At 69.5% G+C, this 13,869-nt stretch carries 16 protein-coding genes; 3 read left to right on the top strand and 13 right to left on the bottom strand.

Annotation, left to right across the window (positions count from 1 at the left end; translation table 11 throughout):
• Positions 1-6: 6 nt before the first annotated feature.
• From HNR30_RS24480 to HNR30_RS24510, 7 genes are all read right to left on the bottom strand, one after another.
• Entirely contained in the window at positions 7-396 is a 390-nt protein-coding gene (locus HNR30_RS24480; protein WP_181612376.1) for an STAS domain-containing protein, read from the bottom strand.
• Positions 397-413: 17 nt separating this feature from the next.
• A complete protein-coding gene (locus tag HNR30_RS24485) occupies positions 414-1,391 on the bottom strand; it encodes a phosphotriesterase family protein (RefSeq protein ID WP_181612377.1) in 978 nt (325 codons plus the stop codon).
• Positions 1,392-1,434: 43 nt separating this feature from the next.
• Positions 1,435-2,814: a methionine--tRNA ligase gene (locus HNR30_RS24490; RefSeq protein WP_181612378.1), complete on the bottom strand. Its 1,380-nt coding sequence runs from the start codon at positions 2,812-2,814 to the stop codon at positions 1,435-1,437.
• A 114-nt stretch (positions 2,815-2,928) separates the two neighbouring features.
• A complete protein-coding gene (locus HNR30_RS24495) occupies positions 2,929-3,330 on the bottom strand; it encodes a nitroreductase family deazaflavin-dependent oxidoreductase (RefSeq protein ID WP_181612379.1) in 402 nt (133 codons plus the stop codon).
• Positions 3,331-3,356: 26 nt separating this feature from the next.
• Entirely contained in the window at positions 3,357-3,869 is a 513-nt protein-coding gene (locus tag HNR30_RS24500; RefSeq protein WP_181612380.1) for a TrmH family RNA methyltransferase, read from the bottom strand.
• A 58-nt stretch (positions 3,870-3,927) separates the two neighbouring features.
• The gene (locus HNR30_RS24505; RefSeq protein ID WP_181612381.1) at positions 3,928-5,166 is read right to left on the bottom strand and encodes an APC family permease; all 1,239 of its coding nucleotides are present in this window, start codon (positions 5,164-5,166) and stop codon (positions 3,928-3,930) included.
• A gap of 37 nt (positions 5,167-5,203) precedes the next feature.
• The gene (locus HNR30_RS24510; RefSeq protein WP_181612382.1) at positions 5,204-5,659 is read right to left on the bottom strand and encodes a universal stress protein; all 456 of its coding nucleotides are present in this window, start codon (positions 5,657-5,659) and stop codon (positions 5,204-5,206) included.
• Positions 5,660-5,719: 60 nt separating this feature from the next.
• Here HNR30_RS24510 and HNR30_RS24515 point away from each other — a divergent pair, with 60 nt between their 5' ends.
• Positions 5,720-6,055, top strand: a complete 336-nt coding sequence (locus HNR30_RS24515) for a hypothetical protein (RefSeq protein WP_246379141.1) — start codon at positions 5,720-5,722, stop codon at positions 6,053-6,055.
• Here HNR30_RS24515 and HNR30_RS24520 read toward each other — a convergent pair.
• From HNR30_RS24520 to HNR30_RS24530, 3 genes are all read right to left on the bottom strand, one after another.
• Positions 6,016-6,636 carry a DUF998 domain-containing protein gene (locus HNR30_RS24520; protein WP_181612384.1) on the bottom strand — a complete coding sequence of 207 codons (621 nt, stop codon included), beginning with the start codon at positions 6,634-6,636 and terminating at the stop codon, positions 6,016-6,018. The genes HNR30_RS24515 and HNR30_RS24520 overlap by 40 nt on opposite strands.
• Positions 6,637-6,772: 136 nt before the next feature.
• Complete coding sequence (locus HNR30_RS24525; protein WP_181612385.1) at positions 6,773-7,894, bottom strand: low temperature requirement protein A; 1,122 nt, start codon at positions 7,892-7,894, stop codon at positions 6,773-6,775.
• On the bottom strand, positions 7,891-8,820 hold the full coding sequence (locus HNR30_RS24530) for an anti-sigma factor RsbA family regulatory protein (RefSeq protein ID WP_181612386.1): 930 nt from the start codon (positions 8,818-8,820) through the stop codon (positions 7,891-7,893). The genes HNR30_RS24525 and HNR30_RS24530 overlap by 4 nt, the downstream gene beginning before the upstream one ends.
• Before the next feature lie 204 nt (positions 8,821-9,024).
• Between HNR30_RS24530 and HNR30_RS24535 the strand changes: the two genes are divergently transcribed.
• The gene (locus HNR30_RS24535; RefSeq protein WP_181612387.1) at positions 9,025-9,546 is read left to right on the top strand and encodes a DUF1707 SHOCT-like domain-containing protein; all 522 of its coding nucleotides are present in this window, start codon (positions 9,025-9,027) and stop codon (positions 9,544-9,546) included.
• Here the strand turns inward: HNR30_RS24535 and HNR30_RS24540 are convergent.
• Together HNR30_RS24540 and HNR30_RS24545 are read right to left on the bottom strand one after the other, a co-directional pair.
• Positions 9,513-10,610, bottom strand: a complete 1,098-nt coding sequence (locus tag HNR30_RS24540) for an aromatic ring-hydroxylating oxygenase subunit alpha (protein ID WP_312894609.1) — start codon at positions 10,608-10,610, stop codon at positions 9,513-9,515. The two genes, HNR30_RS24535 and HNR30_RS24540, sit on opposite strands and share 34 nt — an antisense overlap.
• A 54-nt stretch (positions 10,611-10,664) precedes the next feature.
• Positions 10,665-11,816, bottom strand: coding sequence for an FAD-dependent oxidoreductase (locus tag HNR30_RS24545; protein ID WP_181612388.1), 1,152 nt, complete (start codon positions 11,814-11,816; stop codon positions 10,665-10,667).
• Between the two features lie 25 nt (positions 11,817-11,841).
• Between HNR30_RS24545 and HNR30_RS24550 the strand changes: the two genes are divergently transcribed.
• A complete protein-coding gene (locus HNR30_RS24550; protein WP_181612389.1) occupies positions 11,842-12,390 on the top strand; it encodes a TetR/AcrR family transcriptional regulator in 549 nt (182 codons plus the stop codon).
• 36 nt (positions 12,391-12,426) lie between these two features.
• On the opposite strand, the gene HNR30_RS24555 is transcribed toward HNR30_RS24550, so the two are convergent.
• Complete coding sequence (locus HNR30_RS24555; protein ID WP_246379142.1) at positions 12,427-13,746, bottom strand: APC family permease; 1,320 nt, start codon at positions 13,744-13,746, stop codon at positions 12,427-12,429.
• Positions 13,747-13,869: the final 123 nt, after the last annotated feature.

Consider the following 13,869-nt stretch of genomic DNA (forward strand, 5'->3'; position numbering starts at 1 on the left):
CGCCGACTACCCCGCAAAGGGCGGCGAATGCCCCGATTCGCCAAGTTCCGCGATGGCCAGCTCGGCGGTCGGCCTGAGGTCGAAGAACTTGTCGAGCGCGGTCAGCTCGAACAGGTGCTTGACCCGCCCGTGCAGGCCCGTGAGCAACAGCCGGCCGCCGGAGGCGGTCACCGCCTTGTGGAGGTAGACCAGGACCGACAGGCCGGAGCTGTCGCAGACGTCGACCGCCTGCAGGTCGATGACGAGCAGCGGCGGCTGGGTGAGGTCGAGGGCCTTGGTGACCCGTTCGCGCACCTCGGCGGCGGAGGCGAAGTCGAAGTCTCCGGAGAGCCTGGCGATGACGCTCGGCCCTTGCAGGCCAAGGCTGATCGACAGAGCTTGTTGCTCCGAATTCACCGACTCTCCTCCAGGGTTTAGGAGAAATAGTTCCGCGGGGTGTGCACCAGCATCTGCTCTATCTGCCCATCGCTCACGCCCGCGACACGCAGAGCAGGCAAGACGTCGTCGTGAATGTGATCGTAGCGCCAGTTCGGTGCCGCTGTCTGGAGTGCTTCGTCCCAGGAGCCGCCGAAGTAATCCATGAAACAGGCGCTGTCATGACTTAGCACCATACGGTCCGAGTACCCGCGGGCGCAAAGGGCCGCGACGGTCTCCACCCGCTGCGAGGTGGGGTTGTACAGGTCGAGCCCGAACCGGTCCATGCCCAGGATCGCCCCCTGGTCGGCCAGCTTCATCAGATAGTCGAGATCGTTGCTGTCACCGGCGTGTCCCACCACCACCTTGGTCAGGTCGACGCCCTCCTTGGCGAACAGGTCGAGGGCGAGCAGCCCGCTCTGGGTGAAGGAGTTGGTGTGCACGGTGATCGGCGCGCCGGTGCGCACGTGCGCCTGGGCGGCCGCCCGGCAGATGCGCTCGACGCCGGGCGTGAGCCCCTTCTGCTCCACCACGCACTTGATGAAGGCGGCCTTGACCCCGGTGTCGGCGATGCCCACGGTCAGGTCGCGCACGAAGTCGTCGACCATCGGGTCGGGGATGTCGAACAGCAGCCCCGGCCCCCGGTGCTCGTACTGGTGCGGGATCTCGTCATAGCTGTAGAGCCCCGTCGCCGGGATGATGGTGAGCTCGGGCACCTGCTCGTTGATGCGCTGGATACGCGGGATGTAGCGCCCGAGCCCCCACACCGTGGGGTCGGCGATCGTGGTGACCCCCTTGGCGACGAGGCCCCTCAGCTTGGTGACGGCGTCGGCGACCCGGAACTCCTCATCCCACCAGGAGCCCTGGCCGTAGTTGTCGAGATGCTCGGTGGCCACCACGAAGACGTGCTCGTGCATGAGCGTCTGCCCGAGCGAGTCGACGTCGACGGGTCCGCGGACGGAGTTGACGAAAGGCATGGCGAGTCCTCCATACCGGCTGGTCGGTGTGCCACACCGTACGTCACCGTCCCAGGCGAGGGAAGAGGGGCTCGGGCGTCAGCACCTCCAGCTGGGCCGCCACCCGCGCCGCCGCACGGGGCAGGAACGGCTCCAGCTGTACGGCAAGCGTGCGCAGGGCGTGCAGCAGCGTGCCCAGGCAGGCCGTGGGATCGGAGAGCTTCCACGGCTGCTCGCGCTCGATGAAGGCGTTGGCCTCGTCCACGATCGCCCACACGGCGGCGGCCGCCTGGCGGAAGTCGAAGTCCTCCAGGGCGGCGTGCACCCGCTCCCCCACGACCAGGCACGACTCCAGCGGCGCGGCCTCCTCGGCGAAGCCGTACCTCTTGATCAGCGTGAGCACCCGGTTGACGAGGTTGCCGAGCCCGTTGGCCAGGTCGATGTCGTGCCGGGCGACGAGCCGCTCCTCCGTGAAGTCGACGTCACCCACCCTCGGCACCTCGCGCAGCAGCCACCAGCGCAGCGCGTCGGCGCCGTAGCGGCCGACCACCTCGGCGGGGTCGGCGGTGAAGTCGCCGGACTTGCTGATCTTCCTGCCGCCGAAGGTCAGGTAGTCGTGGACGAAGATCTCCGTGGGCAGCGGCAGCCCCGCCGACAGCAGCATGGCCGGCCAGTAGACCGCGTGGAAGCGGATGACGCCCTTGCCGAGCAGGTGCGTCTTGCGCGGCTCGCGCACCCACCAGCGCTCGTAGTCCTCCAGCGCGGTCACGTAGTTGGCCAGGGCGTCCCACCACACGTAGACGACCTGACCGGGATCGCCGGGCACCGGGATGCCCCAGCCGCGCGCCCGTTCGGCGGAACGGGAGATCGAGATGTCCTCGATCCCGCCTCGCAGGAACGACAGCACCTCGTTGCGCCTGGCGACCGGCTCGATCCGCAGCCCGCCGCTCTCGATCAGCTCGATGAGCTGATCCTGGTAGCGCGAGAGCCGGAAGAACCAGTTGTGCTCCGACACGTGCTGCAGCGGCGCGCTGTGCTCGGCGCACGTGCCTTCGGGGTAGAACTGCTCGCACCCGACGCAGTACAGGCCCTCGTAGTGCTTCTGGTAGAGATCGTGCCCGGTCGCCGCCCACAGGCGCTCCATACCCTCGCGGTGCCGGGGGTCGGCGCTCGTCCTGATGAAGGAGTCGAACGACAGGTCGAGGACGGATCGCAGCTCGGCGAAGGCCGCGGCGTTGCGGTCCACCAGCTCGCGCACCGGCACTCCCGCGGCCTCGGCCGCCAGCACGTTCTTCAGCGAGTTGTCGTCGGTGCCGGTCTGGAACCTGACCTGCTCGCCGCGCGCCCGGTGATGTCGTGCGAGCACGTCGGCCTGCACGATCTCCAGCGCGAAGCCCAGATGGGGCCGGGCGTTGACGTAGGGGATCGTCGTGGTGATGTACATCGGGTGCCTCCCAGTGGGGCCCCGGCACGATGAGAGGCCCCGGTTCGCAGGGCCTCGTCGTCGAAGACGCGTCAGTGGAAGCCCCCTACGGGGCCATCATCACCTGATACGTCGTCATGCCTCCATGCTAGCGCGAGTCAGGCGAAAGACTCGCATCTCGCGCTCCACCTGGGGCTCGTACTTCTCGTAGACCTTGTTGCCCGCCTTGAGCGCCGGCCAGACGGCCGCCCGCTCCTCGCCGGAGAGCAGCTCGGCGGCCACCGGGAAGCGGTCGCCCGCGAAGCGCACCTGAGCCCCGGGGTTCTTTAGCAGGTTCGCGCTCCAGTCCGGGTGCCTGTCCTTGCCGAAGTTGCTGCCCACGACGAGCAGGCTGCCGCCCGGCTCCTCGTGGACGGCGAGCACCGTGGAGCGCGGCAGCCCGCTGCGCGCTCCCGTGCTGGTGAGCTCGGCCACCCGACGGGTCCACCCGGCCCCTATCAGGCGGCGGGCCACCCAGTCCATCGCCCTCATGATCATGGCGGGACTTTAGCGTGCCGGGCCGCTCAACTGAACCCCGCGAGCTTGTAGAGAACCAGCGATCCCGCGACGGCCACGTTGAGGCTGGCCGCCGTGCCGATCATGGGGATCTCGACGACGCCGTCGAGCAGGTCGAGCGCCTCGGGCGGGATGCCCTGCGCCTCGTGGCCGAGCACGACGACGGTCGGCTGCCTGGCCATGGGCAGGTCGGCCAGCCGTACCGACTCCTCGGCCAGCTCCACGCCCAGCACCCGATGGCCAGAGGCGCGGCACTCGGCCAGCCAGCGCAGCGGCCGTACCCAGTGCACGCAGGCGCCCGCGCGCAGGGTGTTGCCCTTGGCCAGCGCCTCGGGCACCCAGGGCAGGCGGGGTACGGCCAGGCACGCGCCGACGGCGTCGCAGGTACGCAGGAGCGTGCCCAGGTTGACGCCGTGCATCGGCCACAGCGGGGCGGCGATCAGGTGGCCCAGGCAGCGAGGCGGGCGGCGGCGCCGGGCGGAGCGGAGTTCTCGGTGGGTGCGGACCGTGATCCCGCTCATCGGCGGGGGCGGATTCCTTCCGCGGAAGTCTTCATGCGAGGTGACGCTTCGCGGTGCGTCAGGACCATCGTCGAAGGGACGAACCCATCATACGCAGCACGATGCCGACGGCGAAGACCACGAGCCCGGCCACCACCGACTGCCACGGCAGGGTGGCCGCCAGGACCAGGCAGAGCACGAATCCGGCGGCGGGCACGAGCTTGACCGGCCCGCCCTCCTCGCGGCTCATCGTGAAGGCCGCGGCGTCGGCGACCGCGTAGTAGACCAGCACGCCGAAGGAGGAGAACCCGATCGCGCCACGCAGGTCGGCGACGAGGGTGAGCACGATCACCGTGGCCCCCACCGCCAGCTCCGCCCGGTACGGCACCTGCCGTACCGGATGGACCGCGGCCAGGACGGACGGCAGGTCGCGCTCGCGCGCCATGGCCAGGACGGTGCGCGAGACGCCGAGGATGAGGGCGAGCAGCGCGCCCAGCGAGGCCACGGCGGCGGCGGCGACCACGACGGGCACGAGCCATCCGGCCTGGGCCGCGCGGGCGACGTCGGCCAGCGGCATCGCGGAGCCGGCGAGCACGACCGGGCCGAGCGTCGTCAGGGCGGCGGCCGCCACGAGGGCGTAGACGGTCAGGGTGACGGCCAGCGAGATGTTGATCGCGCGCGGGATCGCCTGCGGCTCGCGCACCTCCTCGCCGAGGGTGGCGATGCGGGCGTATCCGGCGAAGGCGAAGAACAGCAGGCCCGCGCCCTGGAGGACACCGGCGAACCCGGGGCCCGGGACCGGCCGCGCGTCCGTCACGGCCGGCGCTCCGAGGAAGGCGGCGGTGACGACGCAGGCCAGGACGGCCAGCACGAAGGCGACCAGGACCCGCGCGACCCGCGCCGACCGCTCGATGCCGAACAGGTTCAGCACCGTCAGGGCGACCACCGCGCCCACCGCCAGCGGCCGGGCCAGTGCGGGCGCGACGTAGGCGCCGAAGGTCAGGGCCATGGCCGCGCAGGAGGCGGTCTTGCCCACCACGAACCCCCACCCGGCCAGGTAGCCCCAGAAGTCGCCCAGCCGCTTCCTGCCGTACACGTAGGTTCCGCCGGAGGCCGGGTAGAGCGCGGCCAGCCTGGCAGAGGAGGTGGCGTTGCAGTAGGCCACCACCGCCGCCAGGGCCAGCGCTGCCGGCATCCAGGAGCCGGCCGCGCCCGCCGCCGGAGCGAACGCGGCGAAGACGCCGGCCCCGATCATCGCGGACAGGCCGACCGTCACCGCGTCGGAGGTGTTCAGCCGGCGGGCCAGGGCGTCAGACATGGGGGCGATTGTGGCGGAGGAAGATGAACGGCGGGGGTCAGCTGCCCGTATCGGGCGAGGGCACCACCAGCACCGGGCGCTTGGCGTGGTGCAGCACCCGGTCGGAGGTGCTGCCCAGCAGGAGCGAGCGCACCCCGCCCAGGCCACGGGTACCGGTCACGATCATGGTCGCGTCGATCTCGTCGGCCACGTCGACAATCGCCGACCAGACCGCCAGCGAGTCGCCCTCGTATCGGGGGGTGGCATCGAGACCGGCCTGCCTGGCCAGCTCGGCGCCCTGCTCGGCCAGCTCCTTCATGGCCTGCCGCAGCGCCTCGTCCTCGGCGGAGGTGTCGGCGACCGGCATCATGCCGATCGTGGTGCGCATCGAGACGGTGGACAACCGCTCCCAGACCGTAAGAACCACGGCCGACTGCCCCTTGAGCAGCGCACCGGTGAAGGCGATCGCGGCCTTGGAGTCGTCGGAACCGTCATAGGCAATCAGAATGCTCATAGTGCCCACCTACCCGGGTAGGGGCATGGAATGACTGTTACCCGATTCCAAGATCTGCCCATGGCCGATCGCGACCGCGAGTGGGACGCCGAAGCGGCCGACAAGCGTGTCCGCAAGTGGGCGGGGGCCGAGGACGGGCCGAACGCCCGCTACCGCGAGGCGCACGTCTGGTACAACGCCGACGAGGCCGACGAATGGGGCTCCTACAAGCTGCCCATCGCCGACATCGTCAACGGCGAACTCAAGGTGGTGCCCAGAGCCGTCATGGCCGCGGGCGGCGTCATGCAGGGCGCCCGCGGCGGGGTCGACATTCCCAAGGGCGACGTCGATCGGGTCAAGTCGCACCTGGCCAAGTACTACGCCAAGATCGGCGACACCGCTCCCTGGGAGCGCTGACGCAGCAGCGACAACCCGGCCAGGGCGAGCACGGCCACCTCGGTCACCACGACCACGCGCTGCGTGACCCCCGCGGGGATGTCGTCGTTGGTGAGGTCGATGCCGAACATCCTGATCACGTACGGCACGACCACGGCCAGGAGCGCGGCCAGCGCCACACCGCTCAGGGCCCGCAACGCCCCCGCGTAGCGGGTCCTGGCCCTGGCGAGCAGCAGGCCCGCCACGGGCATCACCAGGAAGGCCACGAACGCCGCGTAACGGTGGATGCCGCCCGACAACGACAGCGGCACACCCGGCCGATCGGTCGGAAAGGCTCCGATCAGGAACATCGAGACGCCCCACGCCACCATCAGCAACACCACGCGCCGGTCCGCCCCGGCCCGCGCCAATGCCCCGGCGATCAGCGCGGAGCCGACGGCGAACAACGTCAGGGAGAGCGGCAGCAGCCAGCCGATCGACTGGAAGGCGTACTCACTGATCACGCTGTGCACCGGGTCGAGCCCCGCTCCCGCGTGCAAGGTGAGCATGGAACCCGTTCCGGCGGCGATGGCCGTGAATCCGCTGATCAGCAATCCCTTCATGCTTCAACGGTGTCGAAAACGCCGCCTGAGCAGTATCGGAGATCGACCCTGGAAGTTCCTTGCCCGACCCTTACTCCCAAAGTCGGACCGCCCGCGCTGACCTGCGGGGAGACGGACCCTGGTAGGGCTGACCCCATCAGGGTCGGGTGGTTGACGCCACCAGACCGATCATGACGACGCCGATGGCGAGCGACTGGAACTGCGTGGGAAGCGGGGCCGTGGCGAGGATGAGCGCCGCGGCGAGCGGGAAGGCGATCCTGCCGTAGCCGTGCGGCCTGACCTGGACCACCCAGATCGACAACACCGCCAGCGCCACCGGGACGGCCAGCGCCAGCCCGGCGGTCAGCAGCGAGATGTGCGCGTGGCCGCTCTCGTAGCTGACGGCCGACTCAAGACCGGCGCCGATCGCGGCGATCGAGGCCAGGACCACGTAATGTCCGTATCCCCAGACGAAGGCGCTGCGACGGTTCTCCAGCGCGTGCGCGGTGTCGGGGCGGAAGTACAGCCACCAGATCGAGAACACGATCACCAGCCCGCCCGCAGCCAGCCAGAGCGGTCCCGAATGCAGCTCGTGCTCGGCCGTGCCCTCCCGCACGGCGTTGACCACGGCCAGGGCGTTCTCGCCCATGACGATGATGGTGAACAGGCCGTGCCGCTCGGCGATGTGGTGCGGATGCCACGGGGTACGGCCGGCCCGCTCGGCGAAGGCGGGCACGGTCATGTCGGCCAGGATGCCCACGATCAGCCACGGCAGCTTCAGCGGCTCGGGCACGAACAGGAAGCTCACCCACACGCACTGCGCCAGCGTGGTGCCGACGGCGTACCTGATCGCCGTCGGCCGCCGCTCCGGATCGCTGCGCGCCACCCGTACCCAGAAGGCCACCAGGGCCAGGCGCATCACCACGTAGCCCGTGACGCCGAGGGTGAAGTCCTGCTCGAACATGCGCGGGATGCCGGCGGCCAGGATCACCACCCCGGCCATGACGACCAGGGTCAGCAGCTTGAAGACGATGTCGCCGGTGTCGTAGGCCGAGGCGAACCAGGTGTACTGCAGCCAGGCCAGGAAGATGGCGTAGAAGACCAGCGCGTACCCCAGCACCCCGGCCAGGACGTGGTTCTCGGCGATGCGCTCGTGCAGCTGCACCCCGGCGGCGGCCACCGCGACGACGAAGAACAGGTCGAAGAAGAGCTCCAGCGTCGTCGCCACCCGATGGGACTCGGCGACATCGCGCGGCCGCATCGGGCGCAACCAGGTCATGCCGACAGGATGCCCGAGGGAACCTCAAAATAGGCGCGGATGGTGGTCAAGCCCTCACGGGTGTGCACCCTGACCAGGTCGCTGAGCAGGTTGACGATCAGCAGGCCGCGCGAGCCCGCGGTGCGGGGGTCGACAGGGCGGCGGCCGACCAGCGGGTCGACGATGTGGCCGGTGTCGGCGACCTCGCACACCATGCGGTCGTCGTCGATCCACAGCCGCAGCTCGCCCGCGCCGCCGCCGTGGTCGAGGCTGTTGGCGCCGAGCTCGGCCATCACCAGGCGGACGTCATGGAGCCGGGGTTCGGAGAAGCCCAGCCGTACGGCCAGCTCCGCGGCCAGTTGCCTGGCCTCGCCCAGGTTCGAGCGGTCGAAGCGCAGCCTGGTCGCGTCGTCAGGCACAGGGAGCGGCCGGTTGTGGCGGGCGACGACCTCGTCGGGCGCGTAGGGAGCGGTGCGCTCGCGCCCCCAGAGCACGGGATGGTTGCGCTCGGCGTCGGCGAGCATCTCGGGGGTGAGCACGTCGGCGTCGTACGGGCACAGGATCGTGGCGCGCCTGCCCGCGAAGGCGCGGTTGATCAGCGCCTCGTGCTGCGCGCAGGCGGGATACTCGCTGTCGCTGCGCCCCGCCCACACCGGCTCGCCGATGATGCGCACGCGCATACCCCGGTGACGGTCGGCGAAGTCGCGCAGCACGGCGGGGATGATCCGGCCCGGATTGCGGCCCGCGACCGTCATGTCGATCAGCTCGACCCGTTCGGCCTGCGGCCCCAGCTCGTGTTCGAGCAGCTTGAGATTGGCCGGCGGCACCGCGACGGCCACCGGCTCACCGGCTGTCAGCCCGGCGCGGACGAAGGGCACCGTGACAGCGGCGTACTCCCGGCCGCCTCGGTAGAAGAACGCCGGGTGCACGAAAGGGTCGGCCAGCATCACTGCCCACGTTACCTTTCCTACGGCGTGTCGAGACCGGTGACATTCATCTGTCGTGTCCGGGTATACAGGAGGCAATCCCTCAAACGGAGGTCCCCGGTGAAGAGAGTCCAGGTCATCCAGCGGCCCCGGCCCCCGCGGCGCCCCCCGCCCATCGACCTTCGCACACCTTCAGGGCGTGTGCTGCCGTATTAGTCTGAAAGTGTGCGCGCCTCCGATCACGACCGCGATCTGACCGTCGAGCGCCTGCAGGTGGCCTTCACCGAAGGGCGGCTCACACCGGTCGAGATGGATCAGCGCCTGGAGCGGGCCCTGGCGGCCCGGACGCACGACGAGTTGGAGGGACTGCTCGCCGATCTCCCGGCGCCGGCCAAGCTGGTCCATCTGGAGTCCAAGAACGGCTCGCTGCAGCGCGCCGGAGACTGGGAGGTGCCCAGGACGCTGCGGGTCGTGTCCAAGTACGGCAGCGCGGACCTGGACATGTCCGAGGCCCGCTGCCTCCATCCCATCGTCGAGGTGCGGTTCGAGCTGGCGTACGGCTCGGCGAAGATCGTGCTTCCGGTGGGCGCCTCCGCCGACGCCGACGAGTTGCGCACCGGGTGGGGATCCGTCTCACTGGAGGTGTCCCAGCATTCCGGGATGCCGCACGTGCGCGTGACCGGGGAGTTGTCGTACGGGAACCTGGTCGTGCGCTATCCGCGCAAGCGCTGGTTCACCCAGTCATGAAATTTCTGGATGTGGTGCTCGCTCGGGACGAGCACGCCGCCGTCGCGGTAGGCCCGTGACGACATGCCCGGCTGGGTCTGTTCGCAGGCTTCGAAGTCCTGCTCGTTGACGCGGTGGAAGAGCTCCACCGACTTGTCCAGATTTTTACTGACAACGTCGGGGTGGTAGAGCCAGTCGCACTCCACGATCGTGCGGTCGGCCTCCAGCGGGAACATGCGGTGCAGGATGACGTGGTCGGGCACCAGGTTGATGAAGACCTGCGGCTTGACGGTGATGGCGTAGTAGCGGCGGTCCTGCTCGTCGCTCACGTCGGGGAGCTTGGCGAAGCCCCTGGAACCGTCGATGGTGAAGCCCTCGGCCTTCTCGGCGAACAGGGCGCCGTGGCCGACGTAGTACTGCGCCGCGAAGCCGCCCGCGAACTCCGGCAGCACCGCCGTCAGCTCGGGGTGGATCGTGGCGCAGTGGTAGCACTCCATGAAGTTCTCGACGATCAGCTTCCAGTTGGCCTTCACGTCGTAGACGATGCGCCTGCCCAGGGCGAGCTTGTCGACGTGGTATCGGTCGATGGCCGCCGGGTCGCCCAGGCGCTCGGTGGCGGCGCCCTTGACGCTCTCCTCGAAGTCCGGCGGCTCGTCGGCCAGGCAGAGCCAGGTGTAGCCGAGCCACTCGCGCAGGTGCACGGGGAGCATGCCGTACCTGACCCGGTCGATGTCGGGCATCTTGACGAGGTTGGGCGCGGCGACCAGGGTGCCGTCGAGGTCGTAGGCCCAGGCGTGGTAGCTGCACCTGATGGTCCGCTTGACCTCGCCCGACTCCTCGGGGCACAGGCGCGCGCCGCGGTGGCGGCAGACGTTGAGGAAGGCGCGTAAACGATCGTCGCGGCCCCTGACGACGATCACGCTCTCGCGGCCGATTCTGACGGTCTTGAAGGCTCCTGGCCTGGTCAGCTCGTCGGATCTGACGGCGCAGTGCCAGAGGGATTCGAAGATCCTGCGCTGTTCCTCGGCGAAGATCTCGGGGTCGGTGTAGGAGCGGCCGGGCAGGGTGGGGATCAGACTCGACACAGATGGCTCCACAGTTTGTTGCGTAATACGCACTGCGTTGCTCAATATGCGTCTTTACCGGGACGTGGTCAAGAGGTAGGTGCTCGACCTGCGCAGGAACGTGGTGAACACCGAGCTCATCACGGCATCCGGCATGGGAGGAGCCGGATAGTTCGACATCTCCAGGCCCGCCATGAGCGCGGGCAGGCGCACCACCTTCGTGCGCTCGCGCTCGTAGCGGCGCAGGTCGCCGATGCCGCGGGCCAGGGCCCAGGCGTCCTCCAGCGCCTGGTTGGCGCCCATCGCCATCGCCGGCGGCATGCTGTGCGCGGCGTCGCCGGCCAGCGTCGTCGGCCCCCTGCCCCAGACCTTCGGCACACGATGCTTGACGTGCGCGAACGACGGAGGCGCCGAGACCAGGCCCAGCAGCGTGGAGACCGGGTCGGCCCAGCCGCCGAACAGGCCCTTCAGCGCGGGCATCGGGTCGGTCTCGTCGGTCCAGAGCCGGCGGCCGGGCCTGGAACGCACATCGAACCACCACAGCAGGCGGCCGGAGCCGGCGGGCGCCAGACCGAACAGGCCGGCGCGGCCGACCATCATGGTGACCGTGTGCTGGACGCCCTCGCCGAGACGGCCCCTGACCTTCGGGCCGGCCACGCCGTCGAGGAAACGCCACCTCGGCTCTCCTTGCAGGTAGCCCTGCCAGGTCACCCAGCCGCTGGGACGCGCGGGATCCTCGTCCCGCAACGCCCGCCGTACGACAGAGCGGCGGCCGTCGGCGCCCACCAGCACGTCGCCGCCGACCGTCGTGCCGTCGGCGAGCCGCACCTGCGCCCTGTCGGGGTCGGCCGAGGCGATGGTGGCGCCGTAGGTGACCTCGACGTCCTCGGCGAGCAGCTCCACGAGGTCCTGGCGGGCGATGTGCCAGGAGGGGGCGCCCAGGCGCCGCTCCGCCACGGCGAGGTCGACGCCGGCGCGGCGGGGGCCGCGTGGCGAGAGGGTCTGCATCTCGCGCAGCCTGCTGCCCTTGCGGCCGGGGTCGACGCCCAGACGCTCCAGGATCGTGCTCGCTCCCGGCCAGATGCTGATCGACCCGCCCGTGGCGCGCGGCTCGGGGGCCTCCTCGAAGACCTCGACATGGTGGCCCTCGGATCTCAGGGCCCTGGCCGTGGCGAGTCCCGCGACTCCGGCGCCGATGACGACTACTCTCTTTGTTTTGATACCCACAGTATCTGATACTAGGAGTCTCACTATGCCTCGTCAACCCGACCCGGACGTGGATCAGCGGATCCGGCGCGCGGCCGTGGCGATGTTGTTGTCGCGCGGGCTGGACTTCACGATGGACGAGGTGGCGCTGGCGGCCGGGGTCGGCAGGGCCAGCGTCTTCCGCCGGTACGCCACCAAACGTGACCTGCTGCTGGAGGCGATGCGAGGGCTGACCGACTCCTCCGTCGCCACGCCCGACACCGGCTCGTTCCGCGGCGACCTGCTGGCCATCGTGCGCGAGACCATGACCGCGTGGAGCGCCATGGGGGCGGTCTCACTCCAGATGTACGGCGCTGCCGGGCAGGATCCGGAGGTGGCCGAGATCATGCGCACGATGATGCGGGACCGGCTGCGTCACGACTGGGGCATCTTCGACCGGGCCCTGGCCAGGGGGGAGCTGCGGCCCGACGTCGACCCGTGGCTGTTGACCGACCTGAGCGTCGGGTTCATCACCTATCGGGGCATGCTGCGCATCGACTTCCCGACCCCGGAGGAGGTCGTCGACGTGCTGATCGCCGGATTCGGAGTGCATTGATGGGTGACGATCGCCGGGCCGTTGTCATCGCGGGGCTCAGTCGGTGATCTTCGTCGGGTCGATCTCCTTGACTCTGCCGACGAACATCCAGTTGATCACCCAGAGCACCACACCCACGCCGACCAGCACGGCCGCACGCAGGTAGACGTCACCGGCGCGCCCGGTGACGGGCAGCGCCAGGAACAGGCACACCACAGCGCCCAGCACCGGCGCCCAGGTCGGCGCCCGGTAGTGCTGGTGCTCCACGTCCTCACGACGCAGGGCCAGCACGCACACGTTCACCAGCGCGAACACGCACAGCAGCAGAAGCACCGTCGTGTCGGCCAGCGGAGTGATGTCACTGGCCGAGGCGACCAGGATGGCCGCGATGCCGATCGTGAACACGATGGCCACCCATGGCGTGCTGCGCGTCGGATGCACCGCCCCGAAGAACGGCGGAATGATCTTCTGCCGGGCCATGCCGTACACCAGCCTGGAGGCCATCAGCATGTTGATCAGCGCCGTGTTGCCCACGGCGAGCAGCGCGATCGCCGCGAACACCTTCGGCGGGAACGCCAGGCCCGCCACCTTGACCACCTCCAGCAGCGGCCCCGACGACGACACCAGCGTCTTGGTGTCGACCAGCATCGTCGCCGTGAAGGCCACCGCCATGTAGATCAGAGCCGCCGCCACCAGGCCGCCGAACAGCGCACGCGGGAAGTCACGCTGCGGATCCTTCGCCTCCTCGGCCAGGTTGACCGAGTCCTCGAAGCCCAGCAGCGCGTAGAAGGCCAGAGCCGTACCGCCCAGAACGCCCAGGAACGCGCCGTTGGCCGGATGGAACTCGATCGCCCGCGCCGGCTCCCCGTCGCCCGTGATCAGGGCCCAGACACCGATCGCGACGATCACCAGCAGGCCGAACGCCTCGATGATCGTCAGCACGACGTTGACCTTGACCGACTCCGAGATGCCCGCGAAGTTCACCAGCGCCACCAGGGCGAGGAAGATGAACGCGCCCACGAGCACCGGCAGCGTCACGAACTCCGCCAGATACCGCCCGCCGAACGCCCGCGCCGCGGCACTGGCCGAGGTGATGCCGCTCATCATGACGGTGAACGCGACGATAAAGGTCAGGAACGGGATGTTGAACGCTTTGTTCGTGTAGAGCGCCGCACCTGCCGCGTGAGGGTACTTGCCGACGAGCTCGGCATAGGAGGTCGCCGTCAGCGCGGCGAGGACGAACGCGACGATGAACGGCAGCCACAACGCCCCGCCGACGTGCCCGGCCACCTTTCCGACCAGCGCGTAGATGCCCGCGCCGAGGATGTCGCCGATCACGAAGAGCAGCAGGACCTTACGCCCGATGACGCGCTTCAACGACGGCTGTTGGGCAGCCTCACCAGTGACCATAACGATCCCCTACCCGATGTTGGCGAAGTGAAAGCGGGCCTCAAGCGGTGGTCCATAATGTCCGCTTGTCGCAAATCCGAATCGAAGGAA

The organism is Nonomuraea soli (genome assembly GCF_013761175.1).
GTDB classification, from domain to species: Bacteria; Actinomycetota; Actinomycetes; order Streptosporangiales; family Streptosporangiaceae; genus Nonomuraea; species Nonomuraea soli.